The sequence below is a fragment of the Planococcus salinarum genome (genome assembly GCF_007004625.1).
Taxonomy (GTDB): Bacteria; Bacillota; Bacilli; order Bacillales_A; family Planococcaceae; genus Planococcus; species Planococcus salinarum.
The window spans coordinates 16,649-30,937 of sequence record NZ_VIFV01000014.1; the positions used below are offsets into that span (position 1 = coordinate 16,649).

General features: G+C 47.3%; 16 protein-coding genes. 15 read left to right on the plus strand and 1 reads right to left on the minus strand.

Features of this window, described 5'->3' with window-relative positions:
* Positions 1-32: 32 nt before the first annotated feature.
* The 15 genes from hisZ (at position 33) to DIJ65_RS09800 (ending at position 13,458) form a co-directional block, all read left to right on the plus strand.
* A complete protein-coding gene (hisZ, locus tag DIJ65_RS09730) occupies positions 33-1,196 on the plus strand; it encodes an ATP phosphoribosyltransferase regulatory subunit (RefSeq protein WP_117301842.1) in 1,164 nt (387 codons plus the stop codon).
* Complete coding sequence (hisG, locus tag DIJ65_RS09735; RefSeq protein WP_117301873.1) at positions 1,189-1,803, plus strand: ATP phosphoribosyltransferase; 615 nt, start codon at positions 1,189-1,191, stop codon at positions 1,801-1,803. The genes hisZ and hisG overlap by 8 nt, the downstream gene beginning before the upstream one ends.
* An 8-nt stretch (positions 1,804-1,811) precedes the next feature.
* Complete coding sequence (gene hisD / locus DIJ65_RS09740) at positions 1,812-3,095, plus strand: histidinol dehydrogenase (protein WP_117301840.1); 1,284 nt, start codon at positions 1,812-1,814, stop codon at positions 3,093-3,095.
* Positions 3,092-3,679, plus strand: coding sequence for an imidazoleglycerol-phosphate dehydratase HisB (hisB, locus tag DIJ65_RS09745; protein ID WP_071152207.1), 588 nt, complete (start codon positions 3,092-3,094; stop codon positions 3,677-3,679). The genes hisD and hisB overlap by 4 nt, the downstream gene beginning before the upstream one ends.
* Entirely contained in the window at positions 3,676-4,329 is a 654-nt protein-coding gene (gene hisH / locus DIJ65_RS09750; RefSeq protein ID WP_071152206.1) for an imidazole glycerol phosphate synthase subunit HisH, read from the plus strand. Before hisB ends, hisH begins: the two co-directional genes overlap by 4 nt.
* Complete coding sequence (gene hisA / locus DIJ65_RS09755) at positions 4,298-5,026, plus strand: 1-(5-phosphoribosyl)-5-[(5-phosphoribosylamino)methylideneamino]imidazole-4-carboxamide isomerase (protein WP_117301839.1); 729 nt, start codon at positions 4,298-4,300, stop codon at positions 5,024-5,026. Before hisH ends, hisA begins: the two co-directional genes overlap by 32 nt.
* Positions 5,020-5,772: an imidazole glycerol phosphate synthase subunit HisF gene (gene hisF / locus DIJ65_RS09760; protein ID WP_071152205.1), complete on the plus strand. Its 753-nt coding sequence runs from the start codon at positions 5,020-5,022 to the stop codon at positions 5,770-5,772. Before hisA ends, hisF begins: the two co-directional genes overlap by 7 nt.
* A complete protein-coding gene (gene hisIE, locus DIJ65_RS09765; protein ID WP_117301837.1) occupies positions 5,769-6,395 on the plus strand; it encodes a bifunctional phosphoribosyl-AMP cyclohydrolase/phosphoribosyl-ATP diphosphatase HisIE in 627 nt (208 codons plus the stop codon). Before hisF ends, hisIE begins: the two co-directional genes overlap by 4 nt.
* An 80-nt stretch (positions 6,396-6,475) precedes the next feature.
* Positions 6,476-8,002 carry a tetratricopeptide repeat protein gene (locus tag DIJ65_RS09770; protein WP_117301835.1) on the plus strand — a complete coding sequence of 509 codons (1,527 nt, stop codon included), beginning with the start codon at positions 6,476-6,478 and terminating at the stop codon, positions 8,000-8,002.
* A 68-nt stretch (positions 8,003-8,070) separates the two neighbouring features.
* The gene (gene trxB, locus DIJ65_RS09775; protein WP_117301833.1) at positions 8,071-9,024 is read left to right on the plus strand and encodes a thioredoxin-disulfide reductase; all 954 of its coding nucleotides are present in this window, start codon (positions 8,071-8,073) and stop codon (positions 9,022-9,024) included.
* 788 nt (positions 9,025-9,812) lie between these two features.
* Positions 9,813-10,301 (plus strand): NUDIX domain-containing protein, encoded by a 489-nt coding sequence (locus tag DIJ65_RS09780; RefSeq protein ID WP_117301830.1) that lies wholly within the window; start codon positions 9,813-9,815, stop codon positions 10,299-10,301.
* Positions 10,291-11,172: an RNase adapter RapZ gene (gene rapZ, locus DIJ65_RS09785; RefSeq protein WP_117301828.1), complete on the plus strand. Its 882-nt coding sequence runs from the start codon at positions 10,291-10,293 to the stop codon at positions 11,170-11,172. The genes DIJ65_RS09780 and rapZ overlap by 11 nt, the downstream gene beginning before the upstream one ends.
* A gap of 4 nt (positions 11,173-11,176) precedes the next feature.
* Positions 11,177-12,172 (plus strand): gluconeogenesis factor YvcK family protein, encoded by a 996-nt coding sequence (locus tag DIJ65_RS09790; protein WP_117301827.1) that lies wholly within the window; start codon positions 11,177-11,179, stop codon positions 12,170-12,172.
* A gap of 22 nt (positions 12,173-12,194) precedes the next feature.
* Complete coding sequence (whiA, locus tag DIJ65_RS09795) at positions 12,195-13,145, plus strand: DNA-binding protein WhiA (RefSeq protein WP_117301825.1); 951 nt, start codon at positions 12,195-12,197, stop codon at positions 13,143-13,145.
* Positions 13,146-13,200: 55 nt separating this feature from the next.
* A complete protein-coding gene (locus DIJ65_RS09800) occupies positions 13,201-13,458 on the plus strand; it encodes an HPr family phosphocarrier protein (protein ID WP_117301823.1) in 258 nt (85 codons plus the stop codon).
* A 171-nt stretch (positions 13,459-13,629) separates the two neighbouring features.
* Here DIJ65_RS09800 and clpP read toward each other — a convergent pair whose 3' ends face one another.
* Positions 13,630-14,241: an ATP-dependent Clp endopeptidase proteolytic subunit ClpP gene (gene clpP, locus DIJ65_RS09805; RefSeq protein WP_117301822.1), complete on the minus strand. Its 612-nt coding sequence runs from the start codon at positions 14,239-14,241 to the stop codon at positions 13,630-13,632.
* Positions 14,242-14,289 lie beyond the last annotated feature (48 nt).

Genomic DNA, 14,289 nt, shown 5'->3' on the forward strand with positions numbered 1-14,289 from the left:
AAGTAAAATATCCATAAATAGGAAGTGATTTTATGTTGATTCAGATGTTCGAAAAACCACTGGGCATGCGGGATGATTTTCCTTCAATCGTAAAAAGAAAGTCTAAGCTCAGCGCAGCGGGTATACAAATAATGGAGCAATACGGCTACGAAATGCTCCAGACACCAAGTCTGGAATATTACGAGACAATCGGCAAAATCTCAGCTATTGCAGATAACCAACTTTTTAAGCTATTGGACAATCAGGGACAGACGCTTGTTCTGCGACCGGATATGACTTCTCCGATAGCAAGGGTTGCCGCTTCAAAATTGCTGAAAGAAAAAATGCCGGTGAGGCTCGGCTATTATTCAAACGTCTTCCGGGCACAGTTACGGGAAGGCGGACGACCGGCAGAATTTGAACAGATGGGCGTCGAACTGATCGGCGATGAATCCCTCTATGCAGATGCGGAGGTCATTCTTCTGGCTACTGAAATTCTCCGTAAACTTCGTGTGGAGTCCGGCAGAATTGTAATTGGCCATACCCAGCTTCTCCAGCAGGTACTGCGCGGATATGGGCTGGAGGAAGCAGTTATTGAAAAACTACGCTCCGAAATGGTGGCAAAAAACAAGGTGGCATATGAAAATCTGATTGAAAGTCTTGCAATCCGTCCTGATGCCAAAAAGGCTCTTCAAAAGATGATGAACGCAACCCGCCTTGAAGAATGGAAAGACTGGATCGATGAAACCGATGAGATCCAGCTTTCGTTATACGAAGATATGTTCAAGCTGAAAGCGATTTTGGACCGCAATGGCCTCGAGGAATTTGTCACATATGATCTTTCCTTTACCAGCCATATGACTTATTACACCGGCATGGTGTTTGAGATTTATGGGGAAGGCAGTGGTTTTCCATTAGGCAATGGAGGGCGCTACGACGGATTGATGAAGCAGTTTGGATTGCATGTCGGTGCCACAGGTTTTGGCCTGCGTGTCGACCGGCTCCTTGAAGCAATGCCGGCAGAAACGGAACAATTGCAGCAAGCATTGATTCTGTTTAATGAAGAAAATGAGGAAAAAGCGCAAGCGGAGGCGAAGAAGATGAGGGAGTCTGGTTTGACGGTAACTCTACAATTTGCTCCCGCGGTAAAAGCTCAAAACGAATTCAGCTCGCTTTTCAGCAAGGTGATTCGACTGGATGGTGAAGAAAATGGATAAGTTAACAATCGCAATGCCGAAAGGCCGGATTTTTGAAGAAGCATATGAATTACTGGTGCAGGCAGGTTTTGATTTGCCTGAGGAATTGGATGATTCCCGTAAACTGATTGTGGAAGCCCCGAACGAAGGCTTCCGATTTATTCTGGCGAAACCGATGGATGTGCCGGTATATGTCGAACACGGTGTAGCCGACATCGGCATTGCAGGAAAAGATGTCCTGCTGGAGCAAACGAGGGATATCCATGAATTATTGGATCTCAATATCAGTCGCTGCTACATCGCGACTGCCGGACTGCCGGATACGAAAATTGACATAATGACACCGCGAATTGCGACGAAATATCCGGAAGTGGCTTCTCAGTTTTTCCGCAGCCGCGGTGAACAGGTGGAAATCATCGAGCTTAATGGGTCCATAGAGCTTGCGCCCATGATCGGATTGGCGGAACGCATTGTGGACATAGTATCAACAGGCAAGACCCTGAAAGAAAATGGATTGGTTGAATACGATAAAATTGTGGACATCACTTCACGGCTCATTGCCAACCCGGTAAGTTTTCGCTTGAAACAACAGCGGATCGAGGAAATCGTGGAGCGATTGAGAAAGTAGGCGAAAATATGGAAATCACCCGATTATCATCCGCCATCTCAATTAGGAGAACAGGCGGTAATTCAACAGAAGAACAAATTCTGGCCGTCAAAGATATAATCCGGACAGTTCGCCAAGAGGGCGACGCAGCGCTGATCCGTTTTGCAAAAAAATGGGACAGAGCTGAGCTGACTGATTTGCGGGTCAGCCGTCAAGAAGTAGAGCAGGCGGTCAAGCGTTTTGATCCCCAATTACTGAGCGATTTGAGAGAAGCGGCAGACAATATACGGCAGTATCATGAAAATCAGAAACAGGATGGTTATCAGGTCAATCATGCAAATGGTTCCTATGTCGGGCAGCGGGTGACCGCCATTGATTCAGCAGGTTTGTATGTGCCGGGCGGTACGGCGGCGTATCCCTCTTCAGTTTTGATGAATGTCATACCCGCACAGGCAGCAGGCGTATCCCGTATCGTAGTGATTTCTCCGCCGGCTGCAGACGGCTCTTTGTCTGACGGTGTGCTGGTGGCGGCTGATATCCTGGGGATCGATGAAATTTACAAATCCGGAGGAGCCCAGGCAATTGCCGCACTGGCATATGGTACGGAATCGATTGCACCTGTCGACAAAATAACAGGTCCGGGCAATATCTTCGTGGCGCTGGCGAAAAGTGAAGTCAATGGAGACGTGGCGATCGATATGATTGCCGGTCCGAGTGAAATTGCAATCATTGCAGACTCCAGTGCATATGCGGATGAAATTGCAGCAGATCTGCTTTCTCAGGCAGAACATGATCCGATGGCGAGTTCTGTGCTGTTGACGGATGACGAGGATTTGGCGGAAGCAGTCTCTCTGGAAGTGGAAAAGCAGTTACAGGAATTGCCGAGGCAATCGATTGCCAGGGCGGCCATAGACGGCTTTGGTACCATCTATCTGGGGGACAGCATCGACGAACTGATCAACGCGGCCAATCAACTGGCGCCGGAACATCTTGAAATCATGACGAGAAATGCTGAGCGGGATGCGGAAAAGATAAAACATGCCGGCGCAATTTTTATTGGGCGCTATTCTTCGGAACCTGTCGGTGACTATTTTGCCGGCGCGAATCATGTTCTGCCGACCAACAGCACAGCAAGGTTCTCGAGCGCTTTATCGGTCTATGACTTTTTGAAAAGAACAAGCATCATCCATTACAGTGAGCAGGCATGGCAGGAGAATAAAGCGAAGATTGCCCGGTTGGCAAGGCTTGAAGGCCTGGAGGCGCATGCACGCGCAGTGGAATCGAGGCAATGGGAAAAGGAGAGTCGAAAATGAGAAAAGCCGAATTGGAACGGAATACGAATGAAACCAGAGTGAATGTGTCGTTCTCTCTGGACGGTGAAGGAAACGCGCAGATTGATACGGGTGTGCCATTCATGGACCATATGCTCGATTTGTTCATCAAACACGGGTTATTTGACGGGGACATCAAAGCGGAAGGCGATACACATATCGATGACCACCATACGACCGAAGATATCGGTATTGTATTGGGGCAGGCAGTTCGGGAAGCGCTGGGCGATAAGAAAGGCATACGCCGTTACGGCAATGCCTTCGTGCCGATGGATGACGCGCTTGCACAAGTCGTAATCGACTGTTCAAACCGTCCACACCTGGAATTTCGGGGAGAGATACCGAACGCCAAGGTCGGTACTTTTGATACGGAGCTGGTCTATGAATTTCTATGGAAATTCGCCCTTGAATCACGCATGAATGTCCATGTCATTGTTCATTATGGAAAAAACACCCACCACATCATCGAAGCAGTTTTCAAGGCATTGGCACGCGCACTTGATGAAGCTACAGCAATCGACCCGCGCGTTAAAGGCGTGCCTTCGACGAAGGGGCTGTTGACATGATTGTCGGCATCATAGATTATGGCATGGGCAACCTGTTCAGTGTGGAGCAGGCACTGAAGAAATTGGACTGCACAGTGATTCTGTCAGATGATCCCGAGACGCTGCTGGAAGCAGAAGCAATTCTTTTGCCGGGTGTCGGAGCTTTTCCTGATGCAATGACACTGCTTGACGCCAAGGGATTATCGGGATTTATTCGCTCATTGCCGGAACAAGGGATCCCGTTGTTGGGAATCTGTCTGGGCATGCAGTTATTATATGAAGACAGTTCAGAAATAAGAATGACAAAAGGCCTTGGTTTATTGAAGGGAAAAGTACGCCGTTTTGAAAAAGGCACTTACCGTATTCCGCATATGGGCTGGAATCGCCTCCAATTTGGCAAGATGCCGTATTGGCTGGAAAGTCTCCAAAGTGATACCCATGTATATTTTGTGCATTCGTTTTATGTAACCGAAGCGGATCCGGAAGAAATTTTCGCAGAAGCGGAATACAGCAATATTCAGGTTCCGGGGGTGGTCGGCAAAGGGCTGGTCACCGGCATGCAGTTCCATCCTGAAAAATCGGGTGATTTTGGCCATTATTTACTGGAACAATGGATAGCGAACGTCAGGAGGAAAAGCAATGAGCAAATTTCAAATATATCCGGCAATTGACCTCAGGGGCGGCAAATGCGTCAGGCTTTTCCAGGGAGATTACGCCCAGGAAACAGTTTATGGGGATTCACCGGTGGAAATGGCGAAAAAATTCGCTGACGCGGGAGCCGAGTGGCTGCATATGGTCGACCTGGACGGTGCAAAGGACGGACGGCGCATCAACGACGGAGCTGTCATCGATGCGGCAAAACTCGGATTGAAGGTGCAGATCGGCGGGGGCATCCGCTCACGGGAAGATATCGCCCATTACCTTGAGAATGGCGTTTCGCGTGTCATCATCGGCAGCCTTGCAATTCGGGAACCGGATAAGGTGGTCGGTTTTCTCGAAGAGTTCGGGGCAGACCGGATTGTAATCGGCATTGATGCCAAAGATGGTATGGCAGCAACCGAAGGCTGGACAGAAACCTCTGTACAGCCTGCTGCTGAAGTTGCACGATTTTTTGTATCGAAAGGTGCGAAGCATTTTATCTACACGGATATTGCAACTGATGGAACTTTGGCAGGCCCGAATATCGAAGCCAATCGCCAGTTGGTGGAAGAGGGAACCGCGGAAGTAATCGTATCGGGAGGCATCGGCTCGCTTGAAGATGTCCGGAACGTCAAAGCTGCAGCTGGCACAAGTGCCATTTCCGGGGTTATCATCGGCAAAGCATTGTACGAAAATCGCTTTTCGCTGGAGGAGGCTTTATCATGCTGACAAAACGCATTATTCCCTGTCTTGATGTTAAAGAAGGCCGGGTCGTCAAAGGCGTCAGTTTCGTGTCGTTGAAGGACGCCGGCGATCCGGTTGAACTGGCGCGTTTTTATGATGAACAAAGGGCTGATGAACTGGTTTTTCTGGATATTTCCGCATCGCACGAGGGTAAGGAAACGATGGTTGAAGTGGTCAAAATAGTCGCCAGTGAATTGTCAATTCCCTTTACAGTAGGCGGAGGCATCCGGACTCTTGATGATATGAAGCGGATGCTCCGTGCCGGAGCGGATAAGGTTTCTTTGAATACTGCTGCATTAGACCGGCCGGAATTGATCAAAGAAGGTGCGGACTTTTTCGGCTCACAATGCATCGTCGTGGCCATCGATGCCAAATGGAACGGTGAGAGTTGGGATGTCTATACGCACGGCGGGCGCAATAAAACCAGTTGGGATGCGGTGGAATGGGCTAAGCGCAGCGTCGAACTTGGTGCTGGGGAATTGCTCCTGACCAGCATGGATAAGGACGGGTCGAAGGACGGATTTGATTTGGCTCTTACAAAAGCGGTGAGGGATGCCGTTGAAGTTCCGGTAATCGCGAGCGGCGGCGCCGGCAACAAGGAAGATTTCCAGGACGTATTTAGTAAAGTGGATGCAGACGCAGCTCTTGCCGCATCAATTTTCCATTATAAAGACACAAGTATTGCAGAAGTCAAAGATTATCTGCGGACCGAAGGAGTGAACGTTCGATGAAAGAGCTGAAATACGACAAGGACGGACTCGTTCCTGTCATAATACAGGACAGTGGATCGAAGCAGGTGCTTACGCTGGCTTACGCCAATGAAGAAGCGCTTCAGAAAACAATGGCTGACGGCGAGACATGGCTTTTTTCAAGAAGCCGCCAGGAATTATGGAACAAGGGCGCAACAAGCGGCAATACACAAAAGGTAATTTCCGTTCAGGTCGATTGCGACGGCGATGCAGTCATCTATGAAGTGATTCCGAACGGGCCTGCCTGTCACAAGGGCACGCAATCCTGCTTCAGCGAAACGATATACGGAGAGCAAAACCGTTCATCTGGAGACATGCTCGAAGAATTGAAATTGCTGATCCGAAGCCGCCACAGCGAGATGCCGGAAGGCGCATACACCAGCTATCTGTTTGAAGAAGGCGTGGATAAAATCTGTAAGAAAATCGGGGAAGAAGCAGCGGAAGTCATCATTGCTGCAAAGAACCGTGATGCACAGGAACTGTCGATGGAAACAGCCGATTTATTTTATCACGTGATGGTGCTGCTGCAGGAACAGGACGTTGATCTGAATCAGGTCATGGCGGTTCTGAAGGAGCGCCACCAGACAAAAACTGCAAGTAAATGAGCACCGGATATGCTATAATTACAGGATATTAAAGTCGAGGACGGCCATTGCCGATCCTTTTACTTTTTCGGAGGCTAATTTTGGAGAATAAAAAGAAAAACAATTATGAGAATGTACTGTCATTCATCCCTACAGGTGAATATTATTACAAGAAAGCGCTGAAGGAATTACAGCGTGAAAATTATCCCAAAGCCCATAAGTATCTGCAGCGGGCGTCGGAATTGAGTCCGAAAGATCCGCTGATCATGATGCAATTTGGCATAGTACTGATGGAGATGCAGGAATTTGAACAGGCGATGGGAGTTCTCCGGACAGCCCAGGAGCTGGATCCGGAAGAGACGGACATCCTGTTCTTCCTGTCAGAAGTACATGCACATATGGGCTTATTTCTTGATGCGCGGAAATATGCCAAGAAGTACGTTGAAACCGATGTTCACGGCAAATATGCGGAAGAGGCGATGGAAATCATCGATTTTGCGGAGCAGGAAGATTGGCAGCTTCTTGACGACGAAGGCGAAGCGCAGGACAGCGAATACTACTACCTGCAGGAGAAGGCCCGGCGTTTGATGGAGCAGGGGAATTTCAAGGATGCAATCAGTATGCTGGAAGATCTGGTCGCAGACAAGCCGGAGTTTTGGGGAGCCCATAACAATTTGGCGCTCGCCTATTTTTACATCGGTGAAACGGAAATGGCAAAAGCTCTGCTGCATGATGTGTTAAGAAGAAACACAGGGAATTTGCATGCTTTGTGCAATTTGGCGGTCTTCCATTACTATGAAAAAAACGATGAACTTGATGATATTCTGGCCCTTTTGAAAAAGATCCAGCCCTATGTCTTCGAACACCGCTATAAATTGGGTGCGACATTTGCGCTTGTCGGCAAGTATAAGGAAGCCTATCGTTGGCTGAGAAGCCTGCAAAAAAGGGGATTCGATGGGGATCCGGCATTTTACTTCTGGTTGTCCCATTCCGCTTACCATTCAAACCATGAAGAGGTTGCCAGACAGGCATGGAAGCAGTTGACTGCGATGGACCCCGGCAAGGAAGGCTATGAACCTTGGCAGGAAAACGTTACGATGCCGCACACCGATGCACTTGAGCATGACCGTGATTATCTTGTCGAAAAATTGGATCACCCCCACAGGAGTGAACGCTTATTCGGCTTGTTCCTCCTCGGAAAATCCTCACATAAACAGGAAATCATTTCCCATCCGAAATGGCTGGAAAGTGAGCAGCCTACGGTAATCGAAACTTTTTTGCTCGGCTATGCACTCGGGCACCCTTTCAAAGAAACAGTTTCTGAAGAACGTGCATTTCTGCGGGCGATGAAAGCGACAGAGATCCTTTATGAAAAAGAGGACATGGTGACCCAACAGGGTTCGTACGCTTTTCAAATGTGGTTTATGCTGGTGGACAATGCATTTCAAAGAAACTATTCATTCAAAAATCCTGCTGCCCTGGCTGCTGCAGTTGATTACATGGTCAAATCATCCAGAGACAGCAGCATCACCAAAAAGGCGACGGCTGAAAAATTTGGAATAGCATCGGCAACTTTGACGAAATATATAAGAGAATTGATCGAATTTCTTCCATTATTTGAATCATAAGCATAAAAGTTGATGACTGCAGTGTAATCTTATACGATTTAGCTATTGAAGGTTAGGAGGATACACATATGACAGAAGCTGATAAAATTTATGACGTAATAATAATAGGTGCCGGACCAGCGGGCATGACTGCGGCTGTATATACCTCGCGTGCCAATTTATCCACATTGATGATTGAGCGGGGAATTCCGGGAGGCCAGATGGCCAACACAGAAGAAATTGAAAATTATCCGGGATTCGATCACATCCTCGGACCCGATCTTTCTACAAAAATGTTTGATCATGCAAAAAAATTCGGTGCAGAATATGCTTATGGCGATGTAAAGGGAATCGTGGACGGCGATGAGTATAAAACGGTTACGGCCGGTTCGAAAGAGTATAAGGCAAGAGCAGTTATATTGACCACGGGTGCCGAGTACAAAAAAATGGGCATTCCGGGCGAAACAGAACTGGGCGGCCGCGGCGTCAGCTATTGCGCTGTTTGTGATGGAGCATTCTTTAAACAGAAAGATTTGGTCGTGGTCGGTGGAGGAGATTCCGCTGTTGAAGAAGGCGTCTATTTGACCCGCTTTGCTGATAAAGTGACAATCGTCCACAGAAGAGATGAACTGCGTGCGCAGAAAATTCTTCAGGACCGTGCTTTTGCCAATGACAAGATCGACTTTATCTGGAGCCATACGGTGAAAGAAATCAAAGGCGAAAATGGCAAAGTGGCCGGTGTTACCCTGGTGTCCACAAAAGATGGCACTGAAACCGAAAAAGAAATCGATGGTGTATTCATCTACATCGGCATGCTTCCGCTAACGAAGCCGTTTGCCGACTTGGGTATTCTGAACAACGAAGGCTATGTTGTAACGAACGAAAAAATGGAAACATCGGTTCCCGGCATTTACGCTGCAGGCGACCTGCGGGATAAAACATTGCGCCAGGTTGTAACTGCTACAGGTGATGGAAGCATTGCAGCTCAGGCTGCACAGCATTATATTGAAGAACTGGTGGAAAGAATCGGTCAAAGCGTTTAATTTAATGCTATCTTAATGTGCCTGTAATACTTTTGACATGCATAAGAGGTATAATAAGAATAGTAAATTGACCCCCTTTTTATAGAATCTTTGAAAGGCTGTTTTCCGAATCATTCGGGAGGCAGCCTCTTTTTTTGTCTCCTTATAAAAAATAAACTAACAATCTGTAGCAAGCGATATTCCGCAAAACAGCTTCGCTTTCCTAGGGGCTTGCACTGAGCTAACTCAGGCTCGTTACCCTTCGCCTGAGTGGATCTCAGTACTTCGCTCGAAACGGAGTTGGAAAGTCAACTCCGTTTCTTTTCCCTTGGGAGTCTTCGCTATTTTGCTCCATATCCTAATTTACTTTCTTAAAAGAGAATGATTTAAATACAATATCCCTTAAATAAAGTAAGCACTTAGATTCTACGTGGTTCCAGAATGAAGCGAAAGGTGGCGAAGTGCAAAGAGGTGCTCCTGCATCGCAAAGACTTGGCCTCTCAAGCTTCGGCCAATGTCTTTCCTGCGGGAGCAAGAGCGAGTCCTGAGACCCCGCAGGGAAGGTTTGACCGAACATCATTCGGTCGAACCTTTGCGACGAAGCGTGAAGCGCTGCAGGAGCACAGGGTTTTCGAAGCGACTGAGGAGGCTTAGGCCGCTCCCCGCGGAAAGCGTCCACCTACAGCGTAATGGTTTATGAAGTGAATATTTTTTCCACAGTCTGTTTAGTATTCCTTTTCTTTTTTTGCATGACACACCAGGAAAGTTGTATAATGGAGAAAGTTTAAAATAGATACGGAGTGTCGAGTGTGCAGCGAATCGCGAATTTATTAGTTATCAAAGATGGCCAGGTTTTATTATTAAAAAAACCCCGACGCGGTTGGTATGTAGCACCAGGCGGAAAAATGGAAGCCGGGGAATCGATATACGAGGCGGCAATACGGGAATTTATCGAAGAAACGAATACAGAACCCGTGGGTACACACCTAAAAGGGATCTACACAATGATGATTGAAGACGAAGGGGAACCGGTTGATGAATGGATGCTTTTCACATTCGTTGCCAATGATTTAAAAGGAACTCCTTTTGTTGAAACCCGCGAAGGGCTGCTGGAATGGCATCCCGTCGAAAGTTTGGCAACTTTGCCGATGGCGGAAGGCGACCGGACCAACCTTCTGTTTGCAGCAAGCCAGCCGGGAGTCCAGTACGGAACCTTCCATTACACGATGGAATTCCAGTTGCTGGAGGAGAAGATACAAATTTCTACAGAAGAGGTGAATCGACAGCATGGACAATAAAACAGAAGAAACAGAGTTGGTCGTAATTACTGGAATGTCTGGTGCCGGGAAGACGGTGGCAATCCAAAGCTTTGAGGATCTCGGCTTTTTTACCATCGACAACCTGCCCCCAGCTCTATTGCTGACATTCATCAAACTGATGCGTGATTCAGGGAAATCGATGAAACGCGTGGCCGCAGTTATGGATTTGCGGGGTGGTGACTTTTTCGACAGCCTGGTTGATGCCATTGATAATCTGTCAAAAGAGCCGAAAGTATCGATTACCATCCTGTTTTTGGATGCGGACAATCAAACGCTGGTAAGCCGCTATAAAGAAACCCGCCGGTCACATCCTCTATCGCCAGGCGGTCTGGTTTTGGGAGGCATCAAAAAAGAGCGGGATATGCTGATCGATCTTCAAGGACGCGCAAAATATATTTACAATACATCTCAAATCAGCCCCAAAGAACTTAAAGAAAAGATCATCTCGGATTTTTCCACACAAACGAGCAACGTTTTTACTGTGAATGTTGTGTCATTCGGCTTTAAGCACGGCATACCCATTGATGCCGATCTGGTATTTGATGTCCGATTCTTGCCGAATCCCTACTATATAGAAGAACTGAACCCCCTTTCCGGACTTGATGAACCTGTATCAAGTTATGTGCTGCAATGGAATGAAACGCAGGTGCTCATCGAGAAATTGACAGACCTTTTGCAATATATGATTCCCCGGTATAAAAACGAAGGTAAGGCCCAATTGGTCATCGCGTTCGGCTGTACCGGCGGCCAGCATCGTTCAGTCACCTTAGCTGAGTATTATGGCAAGCTTTTTGCTGAAAATAATAAAACCATCATTACTCATCGGGATGTTAAAACAAGAAAGGGCTGAGCGCATGGAAAATAAAGGCCAACGAAAAAAACTCGTCATTATTGGCGGGGGCACGGGACTGTCCACTCTTTTGCGGGGGTTGAAGAAACTCCCTCTGGATCTGACGGCCATCGTTACTGTGGCGGATGATGGTGGAAGTTCCGGTAGGCTCCGCAATGATCTCAATATACCGCCGCCCGGGGATATACGGAATGTCATGGCGGCATTATCCGATGCAGAACCATTAGTGGAAGAAATGTTCCAATACCGCTTCAGCAAGTCAATCGACCTGGGCGGCCATTCATTGGGAAATCTTATGCTGGCGGCACTGACGGATCTGACTGGTGATTTTTCACATGCAGTGAGGGAAATGAGCCGAGTGATGAATGTCCACGGCACTGTGATTCCTGCTGCAAACCAGATTGTCACGCTGAACGCTGAATTCGAAGATGGGACAATTGTCAGCGGAGAATCGAAAATCCCGGCCTATCTGCAGCCGATTAAGCGTGTATTCATCGAACCCGTCGATGTCAAAACCCTGCCGGATACTGTAACGGCCATTCGCCAGGCAGATATCATAGTCATCGGTCCGGGTTCGCTTTACACCAGCATTCTGCCGAATCTGCTGGTTAAGGATATAAAAAAAGAATTGTTGGCAGCCAAAGCGAAAAAGATATATATTTGCAATTTGATGACGCAAGCTGGAGAAACTTATATGTATACGGCATCCGACCATATAAAAGCCTTATACGATCATGTCGGAGAGCCATTTCTCGATGCAGTACTGCTCGATAAAGCTGAAATGCCATCCACTGTCGTCGAACTGTATAAGCAGGAAAAAGCATGGCCAGTAGCGTATGATGAAGAACGCCTCACGGAGTTCGGCCTGGATATATACAGGGAAGACATTGCCAATATATTTGAAAACGCTATTCGGCATGAACCGGGAAAAGTTGCAGATTGGCTTTTTCAATATGCCGGCGGCCAGATAAAAGAAGAAATAAAGCTTCGGTACTTCTGAATGCTTGAAAGGGGGAACGGAATTGTCTTTCGCTTCGGAAACAAAAAAGGAAATGACGCAGGTTGAAGTGGATGAATGCTGTGGGAAAGCCGAATTGTCCGCTTTGATCCGGATGAATGGAACTTTATCTTTTTCCAGCAGGCAATTGAGCGTCGACATACAGACAGAGAACGCCGCAATTGCCCGCAGAATCTATACACTTCTAAAACGCTTTTACCCGCCGTACCCTATTGAATTGCTCGTAAGGAAAAAAATGCGGTTAAAAAAGAACAACGTCTATATATGCAGGCTAAGAGACGGTTCCAAGCATATTCTCGAAGATTTGATGATTATTACGGAAGGTTTCCAATTCCAGCAGGAAATCGACAAGGCTTTGATCGATAAAACTTGCTGCAAACGCGCATACTTGCGTGGAGCATTCCTGGCTGGAGGCTCGGTCAACAATCCGGAAACGTCATCCTATCACCTTGAAGTCTATTCGTCGGACCGGGACCATGCAGATTCACTGACTGAATTGATGAATCATTTCAATCTGAACAGCAAAACGATTGAGCGCAAAAAAGGTTTTGTGACTTACTTGAAAGAAGCGGAAAAAATCTCTGATTTTCTCAGCATCGCAGGCGCCCATTCTGCACTATTGAAATTTGAAGATGTGCGGATTATCCGGGATATGCGGAACAGCGTAAATCGCCTGGTCAATTGCGAAACCGCCAATCTCAATAAAACCATTGATGCGGCATTGCGCCAGGTTGAGAATATCCGGTTTATCGACTCGGTAATTGGAGTTGAACAGCTTCCTGACCGCCTGCGTGAAATTGCCAGGCTGCGCGTCGAGTTTCAGGATGTTACACTGAAGGAGCTCGGTGAAATGGTTTCAACCGGAAAGGTCAGCAAATCCGGGGTCAATCACCGCCTTCGGAAGATTGACGAAATCGCTGAATCATTAAGAAAAGGCGAAACGATCGGCGGTTAACTGCCGTGGTTCTTTTATAAACTATAGTACAGTCAATTTTCTGAGGAGGATATGCATGGTTGAAAAACAAGTGAATGTTCAATTGAAATCAGGCTTACAGGCCAGACAGGCTGCTTTATTCGTTCAAGAGGCGAATCGTTTCACTTCGGATGTCTACCTTGAAAAAGAGGAAAAGAAAGTGAACGCAAAAAGCATCATGGGTATCATGAGCCTGGCAATCAGCAAAGGAACGGCTGTAACCATATCTGCAGATGGTTCAGACGAGCAATCCGCAGTGGAAGCCTTGTCAGCGTTAATCGAAAAAGAAGCATAAGAAAACCCCGCAGCTCAATGCTGCGGGGTTTGTCGTTCTATGGTCCAGACACCAGCGGTCCAGCTCTTCAGGGAAAATGCTGCTCATGTCTCTGTCCCTGCATCGCTGCGCTGCTTCGTCGCAAGAGATAGACCCAAACGAGTTTGGGCTATCTCTCACTGTCGCTTTTCTTTAGATGTCTTCTTTTTTATGTTGAGGCAATTTGCTGCGCGTGATGATCTGATCGATCAAACCGTATTCCAAAGCACGTTCCGCTGTCATGAAATTGTCGCGGTCTGTATCTTTCGAAACGACCTCAAGAGTTTGTCCGGTGCGATCAGCCAAAATCTGATTCAATTTTTCACGAAGGTGAAGAATGCGTTTTGCTGCAATCTCGATTTCAGTAGCCTGGCCCTGTGCACCGCCAAGTGGCTGGTGAATCATGACTTCAGCGTTCGGAAGTGCATAGCGTTTTCCTTTTGTGCCGGCTGCAAGAAGGAATGCTCCCATTGAAGCGGCCATGCCGATGCAGATTGTCTGAACATCCGGACGGATGAATTGCATCGTATCGTAAATTGCCATACCGGCTGTGATGCTGCCGCCTGGGCTGTTAATGTAAATGGAAATATCTTTTTCAGGATCTTCCGCTTCCAGAAATAGAAGCTGTGCAACGATCGAGTTTGCCACATTATCGTCAATGCCACTGCCGAGCATAATGACACGGTCTTTCAACAAACGTGAGTAAATATCATAGGCACGTTCGCCTCGGCTCGTCTGTTCAATTACTGTTGGAATTAAATTCATAGAAAATCCTCCTTGTGTAAGTGATGGAATTCATTACTGAAAATCATT

Coding starts and splice junctions, on each gene's coding strand:
- hisZ (WP_117301842.1), top strand. CDS start 33: ATGTTGATTCAGATGTTCGAAAAACCACTGGGCATGCGGGATGATTTT.
- hisG (WP_117301873.1), top strand. CDS start 1,189: ATGGATAAGTTAACAATCGCAATGCCGAAAGGCCGGATTTTTGAAGAA.
- hisD (WP_117301840.1), top strand. CDS start 1,812: ATGGAAATCACCCGATTATCATCCGCCATCTCAATTAGGAGAACAGGC.
- hisB (WP_071152207.1), top strand. CDS start 3,092: ATGAGAAAAGCCGAATTGGAACGGAATACGAATGAAACCAGAGTGAAT.
- hisH (WP_071152206.1), top strand. CDS start 3,676: ATGATTGTCGGCATCATAGATTATGGCATGGGCAACCTGTTCAGTGTG.
- hisA (WP_117301839.1), top strand. CDS start 4,298: ATGAGCAAATTTCAAATATATCCGGCAATTGACCTCAGGGGCGGCAAA.
- hisF (WP_071152205.1), top strand. CDS start 5,020: ATGCTGACAAAACGCATTATTCCCTGTCTTGATGTTAAAGAAGGCCGG.
- hisIE (WP_117301837.1), top strand. CDS start 5,769: ATGAAAGAGCTGAAATACGACAAGGACGGACTCGTTCCTGTCATAATA.
- trxB (WP_117301833.1), top strand. CDS start 8,071: ATGACAGAAGCTGATAAAATTTATGACGTAATAATAATAGGTGCCGGA.
- rapZ (WP_117301828.1), top strand. CDS start 10,291: ATGGACAATAAAACAGAAGAAACAGAGTTGGTCGTAATTACTGGAATG.
- DIJ65_RS09790 (WP_117301827.1), top strand. CDS start 11,177: ATGGAAAATAAAGGCCAACGAAAAAAACTCGTCATTATTGGCGGGGGC.
- DIJ65_RS09800 (WP_117301823.1), top strand. CDS start 13,201: ATGGTTGAAAAACAAGTGAATGTTCAATTGAAATCAGGCTTACAGGCC.
- clpP (WP_117301822.1), bottom strand. CDS start 14,241: ATGAATTTAATTCCAACAGTAATTGAACAGACGAGCCGAGGCGAACGT.